This is a genomic window from Enterococcus devriesei (assembly GCF_001885905.1).
GTDB classification, from domain to species: Bacteria; Bacillota; Bacilli; order Lactobacillales; family Enterococcaceae; genus Enterococcus_A; species Enterococcus_A devriesei.
The window spans coordinates 14,663-37,675 of record NZ_JXKM01000008.1 but is presented as its reverse complement, the minus strand read 5'-3'; the positions used below and the strand labels follow the sequence as shown (position 1 = coordinate 37,675).

Annotated in this window: 20 protein-coding genes and 1 riboswitch; of the genes, 17 read left to right on the top strand and 3 right to left on the bottom strand. The window is 40.8% G+C overall.

Features of this window, described 5'->3' with window-relative positions; all coding sequences use genetic code 11:
* Positions 1-61 precede the first annotated feature (61 nt).
* Positions 62-1,096 carry a lysylphosphatidylglycerol synthase transmembrane domain-containing protein gene (locus tag RV00_RS11525; protein WP_071862744.1) on the top strand — a complete coding sequence of 345 codons (1,035 nt, stop codon included), beginning with the start codon at positions 62-64 and terminating at the stop codon, positions 1,094-1,096.
* A 76-nt stretch (positions 1,097-1,172) separates the two neighbouring features.
* On the opposite strand, the gene RV00_RS11520 is transcribed toward RV00_RS11525, so the two are convergent.
* A complete protein-coding gene (locus RV00_RS11520; protein ID WP_071862743.1) occupies positions 1,173-2,183 on the bottom strand; it encodes a zinc-binding alcohol dehydrogenase family protein in 1,011 nt (336 codons plus the stop codon).
* 156 nt (positions 2,184-2,339) lie between these two features.
* Between RV00_RS11520 and clpB the strand changes: the two genes are divergently transcribed.
* From clpB to tdcB, 6 genes are all read left to right on the top strand, one after another.
* On the top strand, positions 2,340-4,943 hold the full coding sequence (gene clpB, locus RV00_RS11515; RefSeq protein ID WP_071862742.1) for an ATP-dependent chaperone ClpB: 2,604 nt from the start codon (positions 2,340-2,342) through the stop codon (positions 4,941-4,943).
* Between the two features lie 263 nt (positions 4,944-5,206).
* Positions 5,207-6,061 carry a glucosaminidase domain-containing protein gene (locus tag RV00_RS11510; RefSeq protein ID WP_071862741.1) on the top strand — a complete coding sequence of 285 codons (855 nt, stop codon included), beginning with the start codon at positions 5,207-5,209 and terminating at the stop codon, positions 6,059-6,061.
* 187 nt (positions 6,062-6,248) lie between these two features.
* Positions 6,249-7,169: a cysteine synthase A gene (gene cysK, locus RV00_RS11505; protein ID WP_071862740.1), complete on the top strand. Its 921-nt coding sequence runs from the start codon at positions 6,249-6,251 to the stop codon at positions 7,167-7,169.
* A gap of 102 nt (positions 7,170-7,271) precedes the next feature.
* Entirely contained in the window at positions 7,272-7,709 is a 438-nt protein-coding gene (locus RV00_RS11500; protein WP_071862739.1) for a Fur family transcriptional regulator, read from the top strand.
* 401 nt (positions 7,710-8,110) lie between these two features.
* On the top strand, positions 8,111-9,220 hold the full coding sequence (ald, locus tag RV00_RS11495; RefSeq protein ID WP_071862738.1) for an alanine dehydrogenase: 1,110 nt from the start codon (positions 8,111-8,113) through the stop codon (positions 9,218-9,220).
* A complete protein-coding gene (gene tdcB, locus RV00_RS11490; RefSeq protein WP_071862737.1) occupies positions 9,220-10,227 on the top strand; it encodes a bifunctional threonine ammonia-lyase/L-serine ammonia-lyase TdcB in 1,008 nt (335 codons plus the stop codon). The genes ald and tdcB overlap by 1 nt, the downstream gene beginning before the upstream one ends.
* A gap of 394 nt (positions 10,228-10,621) precedes the next feature.
* On the opposite strand, the gene RV00_RS11485 is transcribed toward tdcB, so the two are convergent.
* Positions 10,622-11,539: a magnesium transporter CorA family protein gene (locus RV00_RS11485; protein WP_071862736.1), complete on the bottom strand. Its 918-nt coding sequence runs from the start codon at positions 11,537-11,539 to the stop codon at positions 10,622-10,624.
* 259 nt (positions 11,540-11,798) lie between these two features.
* Positions 11,799-11,896: riboswitch (purine riboswitch) on the top strand.
* Positions 11,897-12,082: 186 nt separating this feature from the next.
* Between RV00_RS11485 and RV00_RS11480 the strand changes: the two genes are divergently transcribed.
* The 5 genes from RV00_RS11480 (at position 12,083) to purB (ending at position 17,044) form a co-directional block, all read left to right on the top strand.
* Positions 12,083-12,664 (top strand): xanthine phosphoribosyltransferase, encoded by a 582-nt coding sequence (locus RV00_RS11480; RefSeq protein ID WP_071862735.1) that lies wholly within the window; start codon positions 12,083-12,085, stop codon positions 12,662-12,664.
* 1 nt (position 12,665) lies between these two features.
* Positions 12,666-13,949, top strand: a complete 1,284-nt coding sequence (locus RV00_RS11475) for a nucleobase:cation symporter-2 family protein (RefSeq protein ID WP_071862734.1) — start codon at positions 12,666-12,668, stop codon at positions 13,947-13,949.
* A gap of 145 nt (positions 13,950-14,094) precedes the next feature.
* Complete coding sequence (gene purE, locus RV00_RS11470) at positions 14,095-14,583, top strand: 5-(carboxyamino)imidazole ribonucleotide mutase (protein ID WP_071862733.1); 489 nt, start codon at positions 14,095-14,097, stop codon at positions 14,581-14,583.
* Positions 14,576-15,697, top strand: coding sequence for a 5-(carboxyamino)imidazole ribonucleotide synthase (gene purK / locus RV00_RS11465; protein ID WP_211272392.1), 1,122 nt, complete (start codon positions 14,576-14,578; stop codon positions 15,695-15,697). Before purE ends, purK begins: the two co-directional genes overlap by 8 nt.
* 51 nt (positions 15,698-15,748) lie before the next feature.
* Positions 15,749-17,044 (top strand): adenylosuccinate lyase, encoded by a 1,296-nt coding sequence (gene purB / locus RV00_RS11460; protein WP_071862731.1) that lies wholly within the window; start codon positions 15,749-15,751, stop codon positions 17,042-17,044.
* 42 nt (positions 17,045-17,086) lie between these two features.
* Here purB and RV00_RS11455 read toward each other — a convergent pair whose 3' ends face one another.
* Positions 17,087-17,458 (bottom strand): hypothetical protein, encoded by a 372-nt coding sequence (locus RV00_RS11455; protein ID WP_071862730.1) that lies wholly within the window; start codon positions 17,456-17,458, stop codon positions 17,087-17,089.
* Between the two features lie 256 nt (positions 17,459-17,714).
* Here RV00_RS11455 and purC point away from each other — a divergent pair, with 256 nt between their 5' ends.
* The 5 genes from purC to purF are packed head-to-tail and all read left to right on the top strand — an operon-like array spanning position 17,715 to position 23,013.
* Positions 17,715-18,431 (top strand): phosphoribosylaminoimidazolesuccinocarboxamide synthase, encoded by a 717-nt coding sequence (gene purC / locus RV00_RS11450; RefSeq protein ID WP_071862729.1) that lies wholly within the window; start codon positions 17,715-17,717, stop codon positions 18,429-18,431.
* Between the two features lie 2 nt (positions 18,432-18,433).
* On the top strand, positions 18,434-18,688 hold the full coding sequence (purS, locus tag RV00_RS11445) for a phosphoribosylformylglycinamidine synthase subunit PurS (protein ID WP_071862728.1): 255 nt from the start codon (positions 18,434-18,436) through the stop codon (positions 18,686-18,688).
* Position 18,689: 1 nt separating this feature from the next.
* Positions 18,690-19,370 carry a phosphoribosylformylglycinamidine synthase subunit PurQ gene (gene purQ, locus RV00_RS11440; protein ID WP_071862727.1) on the top strand — a complete coding sequence of 227 codons (681 nt, stop codon included), beginning with the start codon at positions 18,690-18,692 and terminating at the stop codon, positions 19,368-19,370.
* Positions 19,370-21,589, top strand: a complete 2,220-nt coding sequence (gene purL / locus RV00_RS11435; RefSeq protein ID WP_071862726.1) for a phosphoribosylformylglycinamidine synthase subunit PurL — start codon at positions 19,370-19,372, stop codon at positions 21,587-21,589. The genes purQ and purL overlap by 1 nt, the downstream gene beginning before the upstream one ends.
* Entirely contained in the window at positions 21,574-23,013 is a 1,440-nt protein-coding gene (gene purF, locus RV00_RS11430) for an amidophosphoribosyltransferase (RefSeq protein WP_071862725.1), read from the top strand. Before purL ends, purF begins: the two co-directional genes overlap by 16 nt.

The window sequence follows — 23,013 nt, the reverse complement described above, 5'->3', positions numbered from 1 at the left end:
TCTTTTTTTGCGTGTTTCTTTATGGTAGGCTAGAACAATAAATAGAAATTGAGGCTGAGAAATGAAATCTTCCATAAATCGAAAGCTGATTCTAAATATTTTATTGTTTGTCGTGATGATTGGGGTCATTGTTTTCGTGATTCGCGATTCTTTAGGTGAGATATTTGCGGAATTAGGAAAAACATCTTTACCGGTGCTACTAGGCGTGACTGCTTTGGGTCTGATTAGTCAAATTATTGAAGGGTATACGATCAAGACGATCGCTGGCGAGTTTCAACCGGGATTCACGATTCGGGATGGTTTTTTTGCTTCCGCTTATTCGACTTTTTATCGCGTTATTACTTTTGGTACGGGATCCATCTTATCCGAGGTGATCTATTATCATAAAAAAGGGCTGAAATATTCTGAAGGTACGGGAACTAGTGCGCTGCGAATGATTACTTATAAAATCGCCTTGATGGTTTGGGCGTTCGTCTTTTTAATTGTGAAAGGGGACGCGATCCAAGCACATATTTCCAACGGTATTTTTTTAGTGATTGCAGGGATCGGTGTGACTTTGCTAATTATTTCTACCTTGCTACTCTTAAGTTTGAATATTAATGCGCAAGTATTTTTTGTAATTATTTGTAATCGTTTCTTAAAGCGGCAAAAATTACGGGATGGCGTCGATCGGCTAAACGAACAAATCTATTCACTGCGAGGCGCGATTAAAACGTTTATTCGTGACCGGAGTGCGGTGCTGCGAGTTTTTTGTTCAAATATGGGGAAATTAGTCGTTTGGTATTTGCTACCATATTTTATTTTAGTCCAAGATTATCCTGAGATCGATTTTTTCCTGACGGTCGCGTTGATCAGCTTTACGGTTATTCTTGGCGGTGTTTTACCGGCCCCTGGGGGCATCGGCGGATTTGAGTTCGTCTATGTATTATTGTTTAGAAATGTTGTTGGCAGAGTTGATGCAGTGTCCTCTTTGCTATTATATCGGTACGCGACCTATCTACTGCCGTTTCTAATCGGAATGATCTATGTCCTATTTAACAAGCAGCGGCAAATCAATCATGAAATCAAAGCAGCGAAAAAGGAAGCCGACAGTTGATTGTCGGCTTCCTTTTTTTGAATAAAAACTGTTGTTTTGCAAATAAACTAAAATTTTCTCGAAGGGAATGACCGCTTTAATAGTGAACGACTAATTTACCGATCATGTTGTTTTCTTCCACTAATTGATGGGCTTGATAGAAGACCTCCGGTGAAAATCCGGGAATGATCTTCGTCAGTGTGCTGTGAATTTTTTTCTCTTGTAGTAAACGAACCAATAATTTTAAGATAGCACCTTGAGAAGCGACTTTATAATCATAGTCCGTCTTAGCGAACATATACTCCCAGTCAAAACTGCCGGATTTATTTTTCAAAATAGTCAAATCCAAATCTTTATTCGCTGCGACGATCGAGCCAAGGTGACCGAAAGGTTCTAGTAGTTCACTCATTTCAGTGAAATAGCGATCGGTCGAATGAAGAATTAGTATGTAAGGCAGTTGAGTAAATCCGATTTTTTTTAATTGTTTCGTTAGATCTTTATGATGATCGATCACATGATCGGCGCCCATCTTTTCAGACCAGTCTTTAGTCTCTTTACGAGAGGCAGTCGTAATAACTTTCAAGCCTGCCCACTTGGCTAATTGAGTCGCCACCGAGCCAACTCCGCCAGCACCATTAATAATCAAAATGGTTCCTTGATTTTGACTTTCTTCAGGAATCAATCCCATTTTTTCAAATAGCATTTCGTAGGCAGTGATAAAAGTCAAAGGCATCGCGGCAGCTTCATCGGTAGCGAGTTCATTTGGCAAACTTGCGACTAGACGAGAATCAATCACTTGGTTTTCACTATAGCTGCCAAAACGCTTTGTAGTACCGGCGAAAAGAACACGATCGCCGACTTGTAAATGTGCTACTTTATCACCAAGTTGAGTGATGATACCAACGCTATCGTAGCCTAAAACGTGGGGCTGCTGCGTTCCTTTGCCGCTTTGTCTCAGCTTCGTATCAACGGGATTAATCGAAACTGCTAAATTTTTCACAACGATATCAAATTTATTTAATTTTGGAAGCATTACTTCATACGTTTCAAAATGGTTTCCTTCAGAAAGCGGAAAACCTTTTTCGAATCCAATCACACGAGAAATCATTGAATCACTCTCTTTCTATTTTGAAAGAATTGTAGCATTAATTCTTTTTTCTTCATAATAATTAATTTTATCTTTTGGCTGCCTAATTATTTGACCTTTACTGACCAAAAGAATATACTATTATTGTAAAAGATTATAATTGTCGGAGGTATGAATATGAATATCGAAAAAATGACGACGACTTTACAAGAAGCAATCGCTGAAGCGCAACAAATCGCGGTGACGCGGCATCATCAAGAAATCGACATTGCCCACCTATGGAAAATATTTTTACAGCCTAATCATTTTGGCCGTAATTTTTATACGGATGCAGGCATTGATGTGGATCAGTTTGAGCAACAGGTGGATCAAGCATTAGACGCTTATCCTACAGTAAATGGTGGCAATGTCCAGTATGGTCAAAACCTTAGTCAAAATTTGTTCAACTTATTAAATGAAGCAGATAAATTGAGAGAAAAATTTCAAGATGACTTCTTATCAACGGAGATCGTCCTATTAGCGTTAATGAAACTAAAAAATTATTCCTTGACGAAATATTTGAATCAACAAGGATTAAATGAAAAAGAAGTACAGAAAAATATTGAAGAGATGCGAGGAGGGGATCGAGTGACCTCACAAAATCAAGAAGAAACGTATAAAGCCCTAGAGAAATATGGCGTAGACTTAGTTCAACAAGTAAAAAACGGCAAGCAAGATCCGATTATTGGGCGTGACGAAGAGATTCGTGACGTGATTCGGATTTTATCAAGAAAAACCAAAAACAATCCTGTATTGATTGGCGAACCGGGTGTCGGTAAAACCGCGATTGTCGAAGGTTTGGCCCAACGGATCGTCCGAAAAGACGTACCGGAAAATTTGAAAGACAAAACGGTTTTCTCATTAGACATGGGCTCATTGATCGCCGGTGCGAAATTCCGCGGTGAATTTGAGGAGCGTTTGAAAGCTGTTCTAAAAGAAGTCAAAAAATCCGATGGTCGAATCTTACTTTTCATTGATGAGATCCATAACATCGTGGGTGCAGGGAAAACCGAAGGCAGTATGGATGCGGGGAATTTGTTGAAACCTATGCTGGCTCGCGGGGAATTACATTTGATCGGTGCCACTACCTTAGACGAATATCGTCAGTATATGGAAAAGGACAAAGCTTTAGAGCGTCGTTTCCAAAAAGTTTTAGTCAAGGAACCGACCGTCGAAGATACCATCAGTATTTTGCGGGGATTGAAGGAACGTTTTGAAATCCATCACGGGGTTAATATTCATGACAATGCGTTAGTAGCAGCAGCGACCTTATCAGACCGCTATATTACCGATCGTTTTTTACCAGACAAAGCGATTGATTTGGTGGATGAAGCCAGCGCTAGCATTCGTGTGGAAATGAATTCAATGCCGACAGAGCTAGATCAAGTGACACGGCGTTTAATGCAGTTAGAGATTGAAGAAGCTGCATTGAAAAAGGAAAGCGACGATGCCAGCAAGAAGCGGCTAGAAAGCTTACAGGCAGAGCTAGCTGATCTACGGGAAGAAACCAATGCGATGAAACTGCAATGGGAAACGGAAAAAGAAGAAGTCAATGTCGTTTCCAATAAACGGGCAGAGATTGACCAAGCCAAGCATGAGTTGGAAGATGCGGAAAATAATTACGATTTAGAGCGGGCGGCCGTGCTTCGTCATGGCACGATTCCGAACTTGGAAAAAGAATTGGCCGACTTGGAAGAAAAAAATCAACAAAATGATATTCGGATGGTGCAAGAGTCCGTCACCGAAAATGAGATTGCACAAGTCGTCGGTCGTTTGACAGGCATTCCAGTCACGAAATTGGTCGAAGGTGAGCGGGAAAAATTACTAAGCTTGAACAGCACGCTGCACAAACGGGTTATTGGTCAAGATGAAGCAGTGGATGCGGTCAGTGATGCGGTACTACGCTCGCGGGCAGGGCTGCAAGATCCTAATCGCCCACTAGGCTCTTTCTTATTCTTAGGGCCTACGGGGGTCGGTAAGACGGAACTGGCCAAAGCTTTGGCAGAAAATCTTTTCGATTCTGAGGATCACATGGTACGAATCGACATGAGTGAATATATGGAGAAACATTCTGTGTCACGGCTAGTTGGAGCACCTCCAGGTTATGTTGGTTATGAGGAAGGCGGACAATTAACGGAAGCTGTTCGTCGGAATCCGTATACGATTATTTTACTGGACGAGATCGAAAAGGCGCATCCAGACGTTTTCAACATTTTATTACAAGTCTTAGATGACGGACGTCTGACCGATTCGAAAGGCCGCTTAGTCGATTTTAAAAACACGGTCCTAATCATGACCAGCAATATTGGTTCCCAAGTACTGTTGGACGGGGTAACTGCTGATGGAAAAATTCCAGAAGCTACGAAGGATCAAGTGTTAAGTTTGTTACGAGGACATTTTAAACCAGAGTTTTTGAATCGAATTGATGATACAATTTTGTTCACGCCGTTAAGCTTAGAAGACGTGAAAGGAATCGTAGAAAAAATCGTTCAACACTTATCGCATCGCTTAGAAGAGCAAGAAATTCAATTAGATATCACAGAAGATGCGAAAAGCTGGATCGCCGAAAAAGCTTACGAGCCGCAATACGGCGCACGTCCACTGAAACGGTTCATTACACGGGAAGTAGAGACACCGTTAGCAAAAGAAATTATTGCCGGGCGGGTGCTGCCTAAGACAAAAGTTTCTATCGAATTATTTGATGACCAATTGGTTTTTCAAAATCAACCTATCGAAGCATAAAATAATTATGTAAACAAAACAATTGTGTTTTAAAGTGGATCAGTTTTTAAGCTGATTCACTTTTTTTACGGATTTAAATAAGGTATTTCGAAAAAGCAATAGAATTTAAACTGAAATATAACTACTTTTTCATTACACATGTTACGAAGTAATGACAATTTGTCGAAACAACGTTGTTTGAATTGTTTGTTAATTATTCTTGGATTATAATTTCAAAGTAACGTAAAAAGAAGAGTGTAGGTAGGGTTTCATGGAGGTAAAAAATGAGCCAATTTAAAACACGTATCGAGAGAAACAATTATATAAGAGAACAGAAAAAAGAAAAGCGGATAAGTAGGGCGAAAAAGAGTGCGCCTTTACTAGGGACGGCAATGATTCTTGCACCAGCCGCGATTTCTATCAATAGTGTAAAAGTGAATGCTGCGGAAGTCGGGCAAACACAAAATCAATCGGCATTTATTGAACAGCTAGGTGCTTCTGCGATGCAAGTGTCTGCATCAAATGATTTATACGCATCGATAATGGTTGCTCAAGCATTAGTCGAAACAGGCTTTGGATCATCGTCATTATCAAGCGCTCCGTATTACAATTTATTTGGCGTAAAGGAATACAGCGGCGGTCCATCTGTCACCATGAGTACCCAAGAATACTTAAATGGTCAGTGGGTTACGATGAATGAGCCTTTTGCTGTGTACGGCAGCTACAGTGAATCTTTTCAGGCCCATGCGAGCCTTTTAAGAAGTTCTTATTATGCAGGCGCATGGAAAAGTCATACGAACAGTTACCAAGATGCGGCAGTCTATTTAACGGGACGCTACGCGACAGACCCTGGGTATGCGGGAAAATTAATCTCATTGATTCAAACGTATGGTTTGACTCGTTTTGATACACCAGGAGCCGGTACAGCAGTTGAATCAACCGATCAAGGACAAACACAGCAAACAGCTTCTAATGGAAGTGAAGCAACACAAACAAGTGGTCAATCATACACAGTCCAATCAGGGGATTCTTTTTGGGGAATCGCTGAAAAATTTGGAATTAGTGTCGATCAGTTAATGGCGGATAATGGTTGGACTTCTGCAACCACCATCATGCCTGGAGAAACTATTACTATTTAATTGATTGGTAAGATGAAGCAACACGCTTCATCTTTTTTTCTTGAATAAAACTCTGAGGGAAGATTTTATTTAGAAAAAATCTTTATAGTTAATCTGGATTGAAGCGCTTTAAAAGTCGAAATTCTCGCATCTTTGCTCTTTTTTCGTTAATATAACTTACATAAGGTAAGGAATGGAGCGAAATAAAATGACAAAAATTTATCAATCTATTTTAGAAACGATAGGCGACACACCAATCGTAAAACTTAACCACATGACAACAAGTGAGATGGCGGAAATATACGTTAAAGTTGAATCCTTTAATCCAGGCGGAAGTGTGAAGGATCGGATTGCTTTACGAATGATTGAAGACGCCGAACATTCTGGAAAATTGACAGCAGGTATGACGATTATTGAACCGACTTCTGGAAATACAGGAATTGGTCTAGCTATGGTCGGAGCTGCTAAAGGATATCCAGTAACGTTAGTAATGCCAGAAACGATGAGCGTGGAACGCCGGAAATTAATGCAGGCTTATGGTGCAGATTTAGTTTTAACTCCCGGAGCGGACGGGATGAAAGGCGCGATTGCTAAGGCAAATGAGTTAGCTGAAAAAAATGGTTGGTTCGTCCCAGCTCAATTTGACAATCCAGCGAATCCAAAAGTTCATGAAGAAACGACGGCTAAGGAAATCGTCAATGCCTTTGAAAAAAATGGTTTAGACGCATTTGTTGCTGGTGTTGGTACAGGTGGTACGATCACAGGTGTTGGTAACGAATTGAAGCGGATGTATTCGGATATTAAAATTTATGCGGTAGAACCGGAAGAATCTCCTGTTTTAGAGGGTGGTCAATCTGGTCCACATAAAATCCAAGGAATTGGCGCTGGGTTTGTTCCAAGTATTTTGAATACTAACATTTATGATGAAGTTTTACCGGTGAAAAGCAGCGATGCCATGGAGACTGCCAGAGAAATTGCCAAAAAAGAAGGAATTCTAGTTGGTGTTTCTTCAGGAGCGGCACTATTTGCGGCATTAGAAGTAGCTAAAAAAATGGATTCTAGTCAAAAAGTATTGGTTTTACTGCCTGATAATGGTGAACGTTATTTGTCTACTGAATTATTTCAATAAATCCAATAAGTTTACGAAAAAGATTAATTTTTGAATCCAACTAGTATTTCCCCTCAGATAATAGTATCATTTTAATAGAGAATCCAAAGAGGAGGGGCTTATATGGTTAATGAGGCAGTTGATCAAGCGGTCAAAGAATTAAAGGCCGGCGGAGTAAGAATCACGCCGCAACGTTATGCCATCTTAGAATATCTGATCCAGTATCGCAGTCATCCAACAGCTGATGAGATTTTTCGCTCGTTAGAAGGCCGCTTCCCCAATATGAGTGTGGCTACTGTGTACAATAACTTGAGAAAATTTGTCGAAATAGGGATTGTGCAGGAGATGAACTATGGAGATGCGGCTAGTCGTTTTGATTTTACGAACAAGCAGCATTATCATGCGATTTGTACAGATTGTGGTAAGATCGTGGATTTTTTCTATCCAGGATTGGAAGATGTTGAAATGGCATCCAGCAAGTTGACAGGCTATAAAATCAACAAGCATCGTTTAGAAGTTTATGGGTTATGCCCAGATTGCCAAGCAAAAGTCGAAGAGTAATCTTCGGCTTTTTTTGTTCGATTTTTGCAGGTTGTAAGGAATTACTTTCCTGCACTTTTTTTAAGTAAAATTACTTAGTACTGCTACTATTTTTGAAAATAATAAAAAATCAATAAATTCGAAGAATCACATAAAAGAACGAGAACGATTCCATTATATTTATTTGTTAGACGAGTTTAAGGAGAACACATTTCGAATAAATGAAAAAATTCTTATTTTAAAAAGCTGTTTTAACGGCTTTTTTTGTTTGGAAGATCAACTAATAATGAATATTGTTTTGAACTAAATGAGATATCAATAACACTTGAAAACTTATCGTTGTATAAAAAAAGCATTGTGATATATTAAACATGTTCCAAGGTTAAATAACTTTGGTAAATAATCTTTGGGAGTGAATGGCTATGAAAATAGGCGTAATTAAAGATCCAAAACAAGGTGAAGCACGTGTAGGTATGACACCTGAAAATGTAAAAATTTTAGTTGAAGCAGGAAACGAAGTACTTGTTGATGATAACGCAGGTGCAGGCTCAGGCTTTACAAATGAACAATATATTGAAGCTGGCGGTAAAATCGTTGATACAGATACTGCTTGGACAGCTGAATTGATCGTAAAAGTAAAAGAACCAATGGAAAGTGAATATCACTACTTCAAAAAAGGTCAAATCATCTGGGGCTTCTTACATTTAGCTGCTAACAAAGCTTGTGTTGAAAAAATGATGGAAGTTGGCGTGACAGCTTTGTCAGGCGAAAACATCTCAATCAACGGCGTATTAGAATTATTGAAACCAATGAGTGCGATCGCTGGACGTCGTGCAGTAAATCTAGGTCAATATTATTTAGAAAAACAACATGGCGGCGAAGGAATCTTACTTCCAGGAATCGACGGCGTTGAAGCAGGAACAGTGGTCATCTTAGGCGGCGGGAACGCAGCAGAAAATTCAGCTGATATGGCTGTTGGAATTGGTTGCCACGTCATCATTCTTGAAGTGAACGAAAGCCGCATCAAACAATTACAAGAACGTTATAAAGATCACAATGTTGATGTGTTAGTTTCAAACACTGAAAACTTAGAAGAAAAAATCAAAGAAGCTGATGTGTTTATCTCGACAGTCTTGATTCCAGGAGCGAAGCCACCAAAATTAGTTAAAGAATACATGGTTGAATCAATGAAACCAGGTTCAGTCATCGTTGATATCGCGATTGACCAAGGTGGTACGGTTGAAACAATCGACAAACCAACTAACCATGCAGACCCAGTCTTCACTAAACACGGCGTGATCCACTATGCTGTACCGAATATGCCTGGTGCAACACCAAGAACAGCAACGATCGCGTTAGCAAAAGGTAATATCTCGTTCCTTAAAGATGTCAGTGTCAAAGGTCTTGAAGCCGCGTTGAAATCTGACGAATCATTAGTTTCAGGTCTAAGTGTATACAATGGTAAAGTAGTTTCTAAAGCATTAGCAGATTCAATCGATGTGACTTATACCGAAGTGGGAGATGTACTGTAATGACTCAAACAATGACAAAATTACCAGTATCAATCGAAGATATCCATGAAGCAAAAAATGTTGTAAAACAATACGGACGGGTAACACCGTTGATTCAATCAATGTTCTTAACGGCTCAAACGGGCGGTCAAGTTTTCTTAAAATTAGAAAATATGCAATTAACAGGATCATTTAAATTCCGCGGAGCTTTCAACAAGATTGCTCATTTAACTCAAGCGGAAAAAGATAAAGGGGTTATCGCGGTTTCTGCTGGAAACCACGCACAAGGTGTAGCGTTGACTTCTAGATTATTAGGAATCGAAAGCACGATCGTAATGCCTGAAACAGCTCCTAAAGCGAAAGTTGAAGCAACGGAAGGCTACGGTTCCAAAGTAATCCTTCATGGTGCTGGTTTTGACGATGCAAAAGCATATTGTGAAAAAATCGTTGAAGAAACAGGTGTGACGTATATCCCACCTTACGATGATGAATGCGTGATGGCTGGACAAGGAACAATTGGTCTTGAAATCCTAGATTCAATTTGGGATGTGGATACTGTCGTTGTTCCTGTCGGCGGCGGCGGATTGATTTCTGGTATCGCGGTAGCAATGAAAACATTTAATCCAAATATCAATATCATTGGGGTACAGGCAGACAACATTCATGGGATGACTGCTTCGTTCCGCGAAGGTAAAAAAGTTGGCTACAAAACTGGTGCGACAATCGCAGACGGTTGTGCGGTAGAATTTCCTGGAAACCTAACCTTTGAAGTTGTTGAAGAATTGGTTGACGATATGGTAACCGTATCTGAACAAGAAATTGAACTTGCAATGAAAGATTTGATCCAACGGACGAAGATCGTCGTTGAAGGAGCAGGCGCTTTAGCAACTGCAGCCATTCTTTCAGGTAAAGTGGACAAATATGTGAATGGCAAAAAAGTCGTTGCAGTCGTTTCTGGCGGTAACGTTGACTTGAACCGAATCACTGATGTTATTGGACACTTCTCAGTAGCAAACGAATTGAAATAATAAACAGTTAAAACAGGCAGCGAGGATGTGATCGCTGCCTGTTTTTTTGACTATGAAGAAAGTATAAAATTTTCAAATGAATAAATCGCTTTACAGCAGGCATATTCATGTCCGGCTTCACGAACTAGCTTTATCGGCAATAAGCAAAACGATTTCGAAATTTGAGAAGCACCGAGTAGAAACTGTTCAACATCAAAGTTAAAACTTTGTGTTTCTCAGTCATTTATCAAAAGTTTGGTCTTATTGCTCAGCTGACTCCTAATTAGGGAATCATTTTTCCCAAGACACGAAAAATGATTCTGATTGTCGTCACGCATACCCTTTTTCTAATCTCAATAAAGCGAGATGAAAAACTAGCAAAAAGCTGAGCGAGTCCGCGAAAGCCTTTCTTAACTTAAGCGTCATAATCCTTTTTAAATAAATAGACGCCGCTAACGATGGAGACAATCAATGCTAAGAGCACCACCATGATGGAGCCAATCTCAGAATCACGCCAGAGCAATCCACCGGTATTAATCCCCCATAGACTAAAAATTAACGTTGGTAATGCTAAGAGCAATGAAGCCGTGTTTAGAAATTTCATCAGCTGGTTCAGCCGATTATCCATCATACTGTTGATCAATCCGCTGATAGAGCCTAGCATCTCGCGATAAATTTGAACAGAAGTCGTGGCCTGTTTAGACTGTAACTCGATTTCAATTGCCAAATCCCGATCGGACGCCACTAGACTCGAATCCAATAACCGATCAATTGTTTTTAATTGTTCCTTTAAAAGATTGTCGATGTATACGAGATTTTTTTCCGTATGGGTCGTTTGTTCAAGAATATTTTTATTAGATCCGTGAGCAGTTCCTTGACTGATTTCTTCGATAGTCTTTCGTTGTTCTCGTAAAAAAATCAGATAATGTTCATTGATCGTCTGTAACATATGGAGAATCAAGCCGGCTTTAGTAAAGATTTCCGTCTCGAAATTCTGCAGCACTTCTTGAATTAGCGAATTATCACTGACGGTTATCAGTACTTTAGGAGTTAAGAATACCGAAACTGTTGAAGATAAAGATTCAGGTTCATCCACGGATTGGATATCAACAAAGAGCATCAAGCATAGTGGATTCTTTTCCTCGGTTTGATATTTTTTGAAAAAGGAGACATTGGAATATTTTTGACCTAAGGTAAAAAAGTTTTTCGGTAGATCATAGGCCTCGTGTAACTGTTCCTTTTCGGCATCGGTGGGATTATCAACCGCGAGCCAATTACTAGCGTGTGCGCTTTTTTTTACGCCAGTATCGGATATTGTGAAATAATCGATCATTAGAAGAACCTCCTAATCCATTCTTTAATAAGGCTCCTGGCTATGTAGTAAAGGAGTCAGAAAAATTTTCCTTGTTTTTATTATCTTCTCAAATCCTAGTTGAATTGCCAATTTTTTTGAATTGATTTCGTCTTTCTTCTTATTATAAAGTGAGATATTCATTTAATTCAGCTATAATTCTTCTCATTTGAAATGATTCTAGTTTACAGTGAGAATCTTTCTGCTATAATAATTTTCATATTTCATAAACTTCAGTGAAAATTTTCACTGGCAGTGAACTTATATATCGTCATAATATGGATGACAGTTTCTACCTTGTGCCGTAAACGCAAGACTATAAGTAAAAATCGTACGGTTGCGTACCTTTTTTGCTTTGCAGATTGGGTGCGTTTTTTGTATTAATCAAAAAACGACAAGAACGAATACAATTCTATTTTTATGGCTAACTAAGCAGATGACATGCGACCGGCAAAATATCTTGCTATAGTAAAGAAAATAAAATGGAATGGTACTCGATTTGAAATAGGAAAAGGAGAATGGATAATGAAAGAATTGACAGATCGCATTAAAGAAAATGGCAGAGTTTTAGGCGAAGGTGTTCTGAAAGTCGATGAATTCATCACGCACCAAGTAGATCCTGAATTGATGGATGCGATGGGGAAACGTCTGGCAGAAGTATTCGCGGAAAAGAAGATCACTAAAGTAGTGACAATTGAAGCATCAGGGATTGCTCCGGCTGTTTATGCCGCACAAGCTTTAAAGGTACCGATGATCTTTGCCCGTAAATCAAAAAGCCTAACAATGGACGAAGAGCTATTGACTGCATCCGTTTATTCTTTTACAAAACAAGTAACTAGCACCATTTCAATTTCTCGTAAATTCCTTTCTGCAGAGGACAATGTGTTATTAGTCGATGATTTTCTAGCGAACGGCCAAGCGGCTAAAGGATTGATTGAACTGTGTCAACAAGCGGGAGCAAACGTGGCTGGGATCGGGATTTTAATTGAAAAATCGTTCCAGGATGGACGCCAACTGATTGAAGATATGGACATTCCAGTCGTCTCTTTAGCAAGAATCTCTTCCTTACATGACGGTAAAGTGACATTTATCGAGGAGGACGCATAGAGTGACAAACGAAACAAGTAATGGAAAATCAGCAGTTTTAGGGTTGCAGCATCTTTTAGCCATGTATGCAGGAGCTGTGGCCGTGCCGCTGTTGATCGGTACGGGACTAGGTTTTAATGAAGCGCAAATGACGTATTTGATTTCCATTGATATTTTCATGTGTGGGGTAGCTACACTTTTGCAATTAACAGTCAACAGATTTTTCGGGATCGGGCTGCCAGTTGTTTTAGGCTGTGCCATCCAAGCAGTAGCACCACTGATCTTGATTGGGCAAACACAGGGTGTCGGAACAGTCTACGGGTCGATCATTGCGGCTGGAATATTTGTAGTTTTAATTGCTGGCTTCTTTTCAAAGATTGAAAAGCTGTTTCCGCCGATCGTTACTGGAACAGTGATTACAACGATTGGTTTGACACTAATCCCAGTTGCTACAACGAAATTAGGTGGCGGCGATGCATCGGCTAAAACTTTTGGCGATCCAACCAATTTACTATTAGCCTTTATTACGATTGCATTGATCTTAGCTGTTCAAGTTTTTGGTCGCGGATTTATTCGTTCGATCGCTGTATTGGTAGGACTAGTTGGTGGCACGATTTTAGCGGCATTATTAGGCCAAGTCGACCTGGCCGCGATTGGTCATGCGCCGATGTTCCATGTCCCACAGCCTTTTTACTTTGGGACACCGAAGTTTGAACCATTTTCAATTCTCTTAATGATTATTATTTCCATCGTCAGCATGGTAGAGTCAACGGGTGTTTACTTTGCTTTAGGCGATATTACCGGCAAAAAAGTATCTCAGGATGATTTGAAACGTGGGTATCGTGCAGAAGGCCTGGCAGTTATTTTAGGCGGATTATTCAATACGTTCCCTTATACTGGTTTTTCGCAAAATGTTGGGTTGGTTCAATTATCCGGCATCAAAACCCGTCGTCCAATTTATTTTTCAGCTATTTTCTTGATTATTCTGGGCCTGTTCCCTAAAGTGGGGGCTTTGGCGCAAATTATTCCTGAGCCGGTTTTAGGCGGGGGAATGCTCGTGATGTTTGGAATGGTCGCGGTCCAAGGGATGAAGATGCTCTCGAAAGTTGATTTTAACGATGAGAAAAACTTATTGATTATCGCAATTTCAATTGGTTTTGGTTTAGGTTTTAACGCCATGCCGACACTTTTCGCGAAGCTGCCTGAAACGGTTCAAATGTTTACTGGCAATGGAATCGTGATGAGTAGTTTGTCAGCGATTGTATTGAATCTATTGTTCCACGGTTATAATCGTAAAAATAGTTAAAAAAGAACGCGGCGTTTGCCGCGTTTTCTTTTTTATGAAATAAACACGAACATTAGATTATAAATATCAAATAATATTCGAATTCTCTTTTGACTTCCCTTTAGTTGCTTGCTAAAATAAGCATGAATAATGAAAGGAGCAAATCATGAATCCAGAAGTTGCAGTTATCATGGGGAGTACCTCTGATTGGGAAACAATGAAACACGCTTGTGAAAGTCTCGAGGAGTTGGGGATTTCTTATGAAAAAAAAGTTGTTTCAGCACATCGTACGCCTGATCTAATGTTTGAGTTTGCGGAAAAGGCCAGAGAACGCGGCATTAAAGTTATTATTGCAGGAGCCGGAGGAGCCGCTCATTTACCAGGCATGGTAGCGGCTAAGACGACCTTGCCTGTGATTGGTGTACCGGTGCAATCAAAGGCTTTAAATGGCTTAGACTCCTTATTATCGATCGTTCAGATGCCGGGCGGGATTCCGGTGGCGACGACGGCGATTGGAAAAGCTGGGGCAACGAATGCGGGACTACTTGCGGCTCAGATGCTTTCAATGTATGATAAAAAAGTAGCTGAACGTTTGGCAAAGAAACGTCAGCAAATGACACAAACTGTAGTGGAAAGTAGTGAACAACTTGGTTAAACCTTTACAACCAGGCTCTACGATTGGAATCGTAGGCGGAGGGCAATTAGGCCGAATGATGGCTATCAGCGCGAAGGAAATGGGTTTTCGAACGGGAATCATTGATCCGACAGAGGATTGTCCAGCTGCGCAAGTTTCAGATTGGCATATTGTGGCCGATTATGATGATCAAATGGCTTTAGAAGAAATGGCTAGACGATCACAAGCAATTACTTATGAATTTGAAAATGTGGATGTTGATACGATCAATCAAATCCAGCATTTTGCGAATGTTCCTCAAGGGACGGACTTACTAGCCATCAGTCAAGACCGTTTGATGGAAAAATCTTTCTTGGAAAATAATAATATCGTGATCGCGCCTTACGCGACGATCATCAGTCCGACGGATATTCAAGATGCGATCGAAGGCATTGGCTATCCTTGTGTCTTAAAAACAACTCGCGGCGGGTATGACGGCCACGGACAATATGTTTTAAAAAGTACAGCTGACCTAGCGCCTTCCATGAATTTACTGCGTCAAGGGACTTGTGTCTTGGAAGCATGGATTCCTTTTGAAAAAGAATTATCTGTCCAAGTAGCGGGAAATAACATCGGCGACTACGTAACGTTTCCAGTCGTTGAAAATATCCATCGCAATAATATTTTACATGAAACGATCGCACCGGCAGGAATTGATGCGGCCGTAGCTAAAGAAGCAAGCCGAATCGCTCGAATTATCGCTGAAGGCGTGGAATTAGTCGGCACCCTGTGTGTAGAATTCTTCCTGACCAAAGCTGGTGCCTTATATGTGAACGAGATCGCACCACGTCCACATAATTCTGGCCATTATACGATTGAAGCTTGTTCATTGAGTCAGTTTGAGGCCCATATTCGTGGGATTTGCGGTTGGCCTTTAAGCGAGCCAAAATTATTATCGAATGCAGTGATGGTGAATGTTTTAGGCGAGAATCTTTTAAAGACCTATGAATTAATTGATTTGTGGCCGGACTGGCACTTTCATTATTACGGCAAAGCAATGCCGAAAAAAGGTCGCAAGATGGGGCATATCACTATTTTAACGGATAGTATCCAACGAACTTTGGATGATATCAAGAAGACTGAGACGTGGGATTAAAAACAGATAGTATTAAAAATTCTTTCATTAAGTAGAAAAAAGGAGCGTAACATGATACCTCGATATAGTAGAGCGGAAATGGCAAATATTTGGAGCGATGAGAATCGTTATAATGCGTGGCTGGAAGTGGAGATTTTAGCTGATGAAGCTTGGGCGGAACTAGGGGAGATTCCCAAGGCGGATGTTGAGAAAATTCGTGCAAATGCCGGTTTTGATATTGACCGTATTTTAGAAATTGAACAATCAACCAAACACGATGTCGTTGCTTTCACCCGTGCGGTTTCTGAAACACTAGGAGAAGAACGGAAATGGGTTCACTATGGCTTAACAAGTACCGATGTGGTAGATACAGCCTACGGATACTTATACAAACAAGCCAACGATATTTTACGTCAAGATCTGCAAGACTTTTTAGCCATCATTGGAGAAAAAGCCTTGGAACATAAAAATACAGTTATGATGGGGCGGACCCACGGGGTTCACGCGGAACCGACGACCTTTGGTTTGAAATTGGCGACTTGGTATTCTGAAATGAAACGTAACATTGAACGCTTCGAACACGCGGCTAAAGGGGTTGAAGCAGGAAAAATTTCTGGTGCGGTGGGTACTTTCGCAAATATTCCGCCATTTGTAGAAGAATTTGTGTGTGAAAAATTAGGAATCCGCCCACAAGAAATTTCTACCCAAGTCTTGCCCAGAGATTTACATGCCGAGTATTTTTCTAGCCTAGCATTGATCGCTACCTCGATTGAACGTTTTGCGACAGAAATCCGCGGCTTGCAAAAATCAGAAACCCGCGAGGTGGAAGAATTTTTCGCTAAAGGGCAAAAAGGTTCATCGGCGATGCCTCATAAACGGAATCCGATCGGTTCAGAGAACATGACCGGCTTGGCACGGGTCGTTCGCGGTCATTTGATTACTGCCTTTGAAGATGTAGCTTTGTGGCATGAACGTGATATCTCCCATTCTTCGGCTGAACGAATTATTACCCCGGATACGACGATTTTAGTGGATTATATGTTGCACCGCTTTGGCAATATCGTTAAGAATTTGACGGTCTTCCCAGAAAACATGAAGCGTAATATGGAGGCGACCTTCGGCTTGATCTATAGCCAACGGGTTATGTTGAAATTGATCGATAAGGGAATGACCCGGGAAGAAGCGTATGACTTAGTTCAACCAAAGACCGCGTATGCTTGGGATAATCAAACCCAGTTCCGGCCATTGCTTGATGCCGACGAAAAAATCACCAGCATTTTATCTGCTGCTGATTTGGACGACGCTTTCGATTATAATTATCATTTAAAAAATGTTGACAAAGTTTTCGAACGTGTTGGCATTAAATAGAAAAAGACCTTCTTGCCGTTTTCGGTAAGAAGGTCTTTGCTTTTATGCGTAAGAAAACAAATCCGTACAGCAGCTTTCGTTCAGTTGCTGCAGCAAGCAATCAATCAATTGATAGTCATATAAGACGGAATTCAGCCGAATCTCGATTCGATAAGAATTCTTTAAGAAAGAATGCTGCTTCAATTGTCGAATGACTAATTGATCGTTTGTGGTATTGGAAAAGTGTAGTGTTTGCATCGGTTGAGCTTTATTTGGTTTAAAGATTTTTTTTAAGTTGCGGTAAGAATAGAAGCTGGTGTTGCAATTCAAGGCATGGGTACTATCTAATCCTAACAGTGCGTTCAGTAGTCGTTGCTTGTTGATTTCAGTCATTGAATCTAGAAATTTTTGAGCTGCTGAGGGCGTCTCTAACATAAGCAATTCCTCCATTAATATCATTCGCATTTAATATACCACCCATTTAAAAAAATGTAAACGTTATCTTAAAAATGTTTGTGAAAAAGGAATGAGCGTTCTTGGTAAAACACGAACGATAAAGATGTTTTTGAATTATAATATCCGATAAAATGTTGAATTATTTTTTTTCAGTTGTTACACTAAGGATGAAATAAAAAAGCGAATGATTTTATGCGAATTGTAGCGAATGTTCACAAAAAGGGAGCGTAACAAGGTGAAAAAAGGAACTTTATTGTATGAAGGAAAAGCAAAACAATTATTTCAAACAGATGATCCAGAGGTCATTTGGGTCGAGTATTTAAATCAAGCGACTGCTTTGAATGGCGCAAAAAAAGATCAAATCAATGGTAAAGGAGAACTAAATAATCAAATCACCAGCTTAATCTTTGATTTTTTAGCGAGCAAAGGAATCAAGAATCACTTTATCAAACGACTTTCAGCTACTGAACAATTGATTCAATCAGTGGAAATCATTCCTTTAGAAGTGGTTGTTCGAAACGTGGCGGCGGGCAGTTTTTCAAAACGCTTGGCTATTCCAGAAGGAACCGCTTTGAAAAAGCCAATTGTCGAGTTTTATTACAAAAATGATGCCTTAGACGATCCAATGATCATTGATGATCATATCCGCTTTTTGGAAATTGCGACCGGTGAAGAGTTGGCAATACTACGTCAAATGGCTTTAGAAGTCGATCAAGCGTTGATTGAATTGTTTGATTCAATGGCGATTCAACTCATCGACTTTAAATTAGAATTTGGACGGCAAAAAGATGACACGATTCTTTTAGCAGATGAGATTTCTCCTGATACGTGTCGTTTGTGGGACAAGAAAACGCAAGAGCATTTAGACAAAGATATTTATCGTCGCGACTTAGGCGACATTATTCCTGTGTATCAAGAAGTATTAAATCGATTAGAAAAGCGAGGAGAATAAGCATGTATTTTGTAAAAGTATACGTAACGTATAAGGATTCTGTGTTAGATCCCCAAGGAGAAGCAGTCAAAGGGGCAGTTCATCGTTTAGGGTATGACGAAATCGAAGAGGTACGGATCGGTAAATATTTTGAGATCAAAGTTGCTAAAAGCGATCGCCCAGTAGAAGACATGATTGAGGAAGTTTGCGACAAATTATTAGCCAACGTGAATATGGAAACTTATCGTTATGAAATCCAAGCAATGGAGGAAGTCTAAGATGAAATTTGCAGTCATTGTTTTTCCTGGCTCAAATTGCGACATGGATATGTATTGGGCGATGAAGGAAATCATGGGAGCGGATTGTGAATATGTCCGTCATGATGCAACAAGCTTGGCTGGCTTTGATGGTGTACTATTACCTGGCGGTTTTTCTTATGGTGATTATTTACGCTGTGGCGCGATCTCTCGCTTCTCTAATATCATGTCAGAAGTTATTCGGTTCGCTGAAGAAGGCAAACCAGTCTTTGGAACATGTAATGGATTTCAAATTTTAACGGAAGCAGGTCTGTTACCCGGAGCATTACGCCGCAATGAGTCCTTAAAATTTATCAGCAAAATCACTCCATTACGTGTTGTGAATAACCAAACAAAATTCACTTCTGAATATGAAGCGGATGAGATCATTCAAATTCCGGTCGCTCACGGTGAAGGAAATTATTATTGTGATGAAGCGACCTTGACTGAGCTAAAGGCGAACAATCAAATCGTCTTTACCTATGAAGGAGAAAATATTAACGGCAGTGTAGAAAATATTGCCGGAATCACCAATCAAGCAGGAAATGTTTTAGGCATGATGCCACATCCGGAACGTGCGATGGAAACCCTTTTAGGCTCTGAGGATGGCAAAAAATTCTTCGCCTCCATTTTAAAAAATTTCGGAAAGGTGACTGCAAACTAATGATGAAATTAGAACCGACAGCGCAAGAAATCAAAGAACAACGAATCTATGCCGAATGGGGCTTGACCGATGAAGAATATCGCTTGATTTCTGAAGATATCTTGGGTCGCATGCCGAATTATACTGAAACAGGACTATTTTCGGTAATGTGGAGCGAACATTGTTCGTATAAAAATTCAAAGCCCGTTCTACGCAAATTTCCGACGGAGGGGCCGCAGGTTCTTCAAGGACCCGGTGAAGGTGCCGGGATCGTGGATATTGGTGATGGACAAGCAGTTGTCTTTAAAGCTGAAAGTCATAATCATCCTTCGGCGGTAGAGCCTTATGAAGGCGCGGCAACCGGTGTCGGTGGGATCATCCGTGATATTTTCAGCATGGGCGCTCGCCCCATCGCAATTTTAGATTCGTTACGCTTTGGTGAATTAAACACACCTCGGACGAAATATTTAGTAGAAGAAATTGTCGCTGGGATCAGCGGCTATGGAAATTGTATCGGTATCCCAACAGTCGGCGGCGAAGTAGCCTTTGATCATTGCTACGAAGGTAATCCTTTAGTGAATGCGATGTGTGTCGGCTTGATGGAACACAAGGACATTCAAAAGGGTCAAGCTAAAGGTGTCGGCAATTCTATCATGTATGTAGGGGCTAAAACAGGGCGTGATGGCATTCACGGAGCGACCTTCGCTTCTGAAGAATTTGTTGAAGGAGAAGAACAACAACGTTCGGCGGTTCAAGTCGGCGATCCATTTATGGAAAAGTTATTATTGGAAGCTTGTTTGGAATTAATTTTGGATCATGCAGAAATTTTAGTCGGTATCCAAGATATGGGAGCAGCTGGTCTGGTTTCATCTAGTTCGGAAATGGCTTCAAAAGCCGGTTCGGGCTTGAAGCTTTATTTAGATGATGTACCGCAACGGGAAACCCATATGACCCCTTACGAAATGATGTTATCGGAGTCACAAGAGCGGATGCTGATTTGTGTTGAGCAAGGGCATGAAGCGGAAGTCGTGGAATTATTCAAACGTTATGAGCTAGATGCGGTGACGATTGGTGAAGTAACGGATGACGGGCTGTATCGTTTGTACCATCACGACGTTGAAGTCGCCAATTTACCAGTCGATGCTTTGGCTGAAGACGCGCCGGTTTACCAAAATGAAAAACGCGAACCAGCCCGGATCAAAGAATTCGCTGCAATGGACGAGTATCAACCAGAGGTGAAAGATGCTTCGGAAGTATTGCTACAATTGTTGCAACAGCCAACCATCGCTTCAAAGCGAATGATCTATGAAACCTATGACTCACAAGTACGCACCAATACGGTGGTTCGTCCCGGCAGTGACGCGGCTGTTTTACGAGTTCGTGGAACCCAAAAAGCGCTGGCGATGACCACTGACTGTAATGCGCGTTACTTGTATTTGAATCCAGAAATCGGCGGACAAATCGCGGTAGCGGAAGCCGCCCGAAATATCGTCGCTTCTGGTGGTCAACCCTTGGCGATCACCGATTGCTTGAACTATGGTTCACCAGAAAAACCAGAAGGCTTTTGGGAATTATGGACATCAGCTGACGGAATCTCTGAAGCTTGTCGAACATTGAATACACCGGTTATCTCAGGCAATGTCTCGATGTATAACGAAACCAATGGCAAAGCAATCTATCCAACACCAATGATTGGAATGGTTGGTTTGATTGAAGACTTGAGTCATATTACGACGCAAGAATTTAAACAAGCTGGTGATTTGATTTATGTTGTTGGTGAAACTAGCAATGATTTCAACGGCAGTGAATTGCAAAAAATGCAAAAAGGATTGATTGAAGGTCAATTAATGGACTTTGACTTAACGGTGGAAAAAGCCAATCAAGACTTTGTTCTTTCTGCAATCAAAGCCGGTTTGATTGCCAGCGCCCATGACTGTGCGGAAGGTGGACTAGCGGTAGCCATCGCTGAATCGGCTTTTACTAATCAATTAGGAGTGGAAGCAACCGTTGCGATGCCCGTTGAAAATCTTTTTGCTGAGACACAATCACGCTTTGTTTTAACCGTTAAACCAGAAAATCAAGCAGAATTTGAAGCGCTAGCTGGAAATAAAGCAGTCATGATCGGAACGGTTACTGATTCTGACGAGATTCATTTGACAGCAGAAGGTGCTTCGATCAACGTAGCAACAAAACAGGCACAAGAATTATGGGAGGAAGCCATTCCATGTCTAATGAAGTAAGAAGTTTAAATGAAGAATGTGGCGTTTTTGGTATCTGGGGTCATCCAGATGCCTCTCGCGTCACTTATTTTGGCTTGCATAGTTTACAGCATCGCGGACAAGAAGGTGCTGGAATCGTCTGTAATGATGCGGGAAAATTAACCGGACATCGCGGGCTAGGTCTATTGTCGGAAGTCTTTAAGGATGAGCGGCAGTTGAACCATTTGACTGGTCAAGCTGCGATTGGTCACGTTCGTTATGCGACAGCTGGCAATAGCAGCGTGGACAATATTCAGCCTTTCTTATTTAATTTTTACGATGGTGCTTTTGCCTTGGCCCATAATGGCAATTTGACGAACGCCAAAAGTTTACGAAAAGAATTAGAACAAAATGGCGCGATCTTCCATTCCAATTCAGATACGGAGATCTTGATGCACTTAATTCGCCGTAGTCATAAAGCGACGCTTTGTGAGCGAATGAAGGAAGCTTTGAATACCGTCAAAGGTGGTTTCGCCTATTTGATGTTAACGGAAGATTCAATGGTTGCGGCCCTTGACCCTAACGGTTTTCGCCCATTGTCAATCGGACAAATGGTCAATGGGGCGTATGTAGTCGCTTCGGAAACTTGTGCGCTGGAAGTCGTTGGTGCAAGCTTTATCCAAGATGTTAATCCCGGAGAAATCATTACAATCGACGACGACGGACTAAGAGTGGAACAATTTACGCAGGAAACGCAGCACGCGATTTGCTCAATGGAATATATTTACTTTGCTCGTCCGGATTCTAATATTGCCGGCGTCAATGTTCATAGCGCTCGTAAAAATATGGGACGTATCTTAGCGAAAGAATCAGCGATCGAAGCTGACATGGTAGTCGGCGTGCCGAATTCTTCATTATCGGCAGCCAGCGGTTACGCCGAAGAATCAGGAATTCCTTATGAGATGGGCTTGGTAAAAAACCAATATGTCGCTCGAACCTTTATCCAACCAACGCAAGAATTACGCGAACAAGGGGTACGAATGAAACTGTCTGCCGTTCGTGGCGTAGTTGAAGGCAAACGAGTGATCATGGTAGACGATTCTATCGTTCGGGGAACCACTAGCCGTCGAATCGTCAATCTTTTGAAAGAAGCAGGTGCAAAGGAAGTTCATGTTCGAATCGCTTCACCGCCGTTACGTTATCCTTGTTTCTATGGAATCGATATTCAAACGCGGAAAGAATTGATTGCCGCGAATCATTCCATTGAAGAAATGCGAGAAATGATTGGAGCTGACTCCTTGTCCTTTTTAAGTGAAGACGGCTTGATCAATGCAATCGGTTTAAAATTTGACGCACCTTATTCAGGGCTATGTATGGCGTACTTTAATGGTGATTATCCAACACCGTTATACGATTATGAAGCACATTATCAAGCAACTTTGAAAGAAAAAACCTCGTTTTATTAA

Excerpts from the sequence above, each read along its gene's own strand:
- RV00_RS11455 (WP_071862730.1), bottom strand. The coding sequence starts at position 17,458 with ATGTTAGAGACGCCCTCAGCAGCTCAAAAATTTCTAGATTCAATGACT.
- purF (WP_071862725.1), top strand. The coding sequence starts at position 21,574 with ATGTCTAATGAAGTAAGAAGTTTAAATGAAGAATGTGGCGTTTTTGGT.
- RV00_RS11510 (WP_071862741.1), top strand. The coding sequence starts at position 5,207 with ATGAGCCAATTTAAAACACGTATCGAGAGAAACAATTATATAAGAGAA.
- purB (WP_071862731.1), top strand. The coding sequence starts at position 15,749 with ATGATACCTCGATATAGTAGAGCGGAAATGGCAAATATTTGGAGCGAT.
- RV00_RS11525 (WP_071862744.1), top strand. The coding sequence starts at position 62 with ATGAAATCTTCCATAAATCGAAAGCTGATTCTAAATATTTTATTGTTT.
- purL (WP_071862726.1), top strand. The coding sequence starts at position 19,370 with ATGATGAAATTAGAACCGACAGCGCAAGAAATCAAAGAACAACGAATC.
- purE (WP_071862733.1), top strand. The coding sequence starts at position 14,095 with ATGAATCCAGAAGTTGCAGTTATCATGGGGAGTACCTCTGATTGGGAA.
- clpB (WP_071862742.1), top strand. The coding sequence starts at position 2,340 with ATGAATATCGAAAAAATGACGACGACTTTACAAGAAGCAATCGCTGAA.
- purS (WP_071862728.1), top strand. The coding sequence starts at position 18,434 with ATGTATTTTGTAAAAGTATACGTAACGTATAAGGATTCTGTGTTAGAT.
- purQ (WP_071862727.1), top strand. The coding sequence starts at position 18,690 with ATGAAATTTGCAGTCATTGTTTTTCCTGGCTCAAATTGCGACATGGAT.
- cysK (WP_071862740.1), top strand. The coding sequence starts at position 6,249 with ATGACAAAAATTTATCAATCTATTTTAGAAACGATAGGCGACACACCA.
- ald (WP_071862738.1), top strand. The coding sequence starts at position 8,111 with ATGAAAATAGGCGTAATTAAAGATCCAAAACAAGGTGAAGCACGTGTA.
- RV00_RS11520 (WP_071862743.1), bottom strand. The coding sequence starts at position 2,183 with ATGATTTCTCGTGTGATTGGATTCGAAAAAGGTTTTCCGCTTTCTGAA.
- RV00_RS11485 (WP_071862736.1), bottom strand. The coding sequence starts at position 11,539 with ATGATCGATTATTTCACAATATCCGATACTGGCGTAAAAAAAAGCGCA.
- tdcB (WP_071862737.1), top strand. The coding sequence starts at position 9,220 with ATGACTCAAACAATGACAAAATTACCAGTATCAATCGAAGATATCCAT.
- RV00_RS11500 (WP_071862739.1), top strand. The coding sequence starts at position 7,272 with ATGGTTAATGAGGCAGTTGATCAAGCGGTCAAAGAATTAAAGGCCGGC.
- RV00_RS11480 (WP_071862735.1), top strand. The coding sequence starts at position 12,083 with ATGAAAGAATTGACAGATCGCATTAAAGAAAATGGCAGAGTTTTAGGC.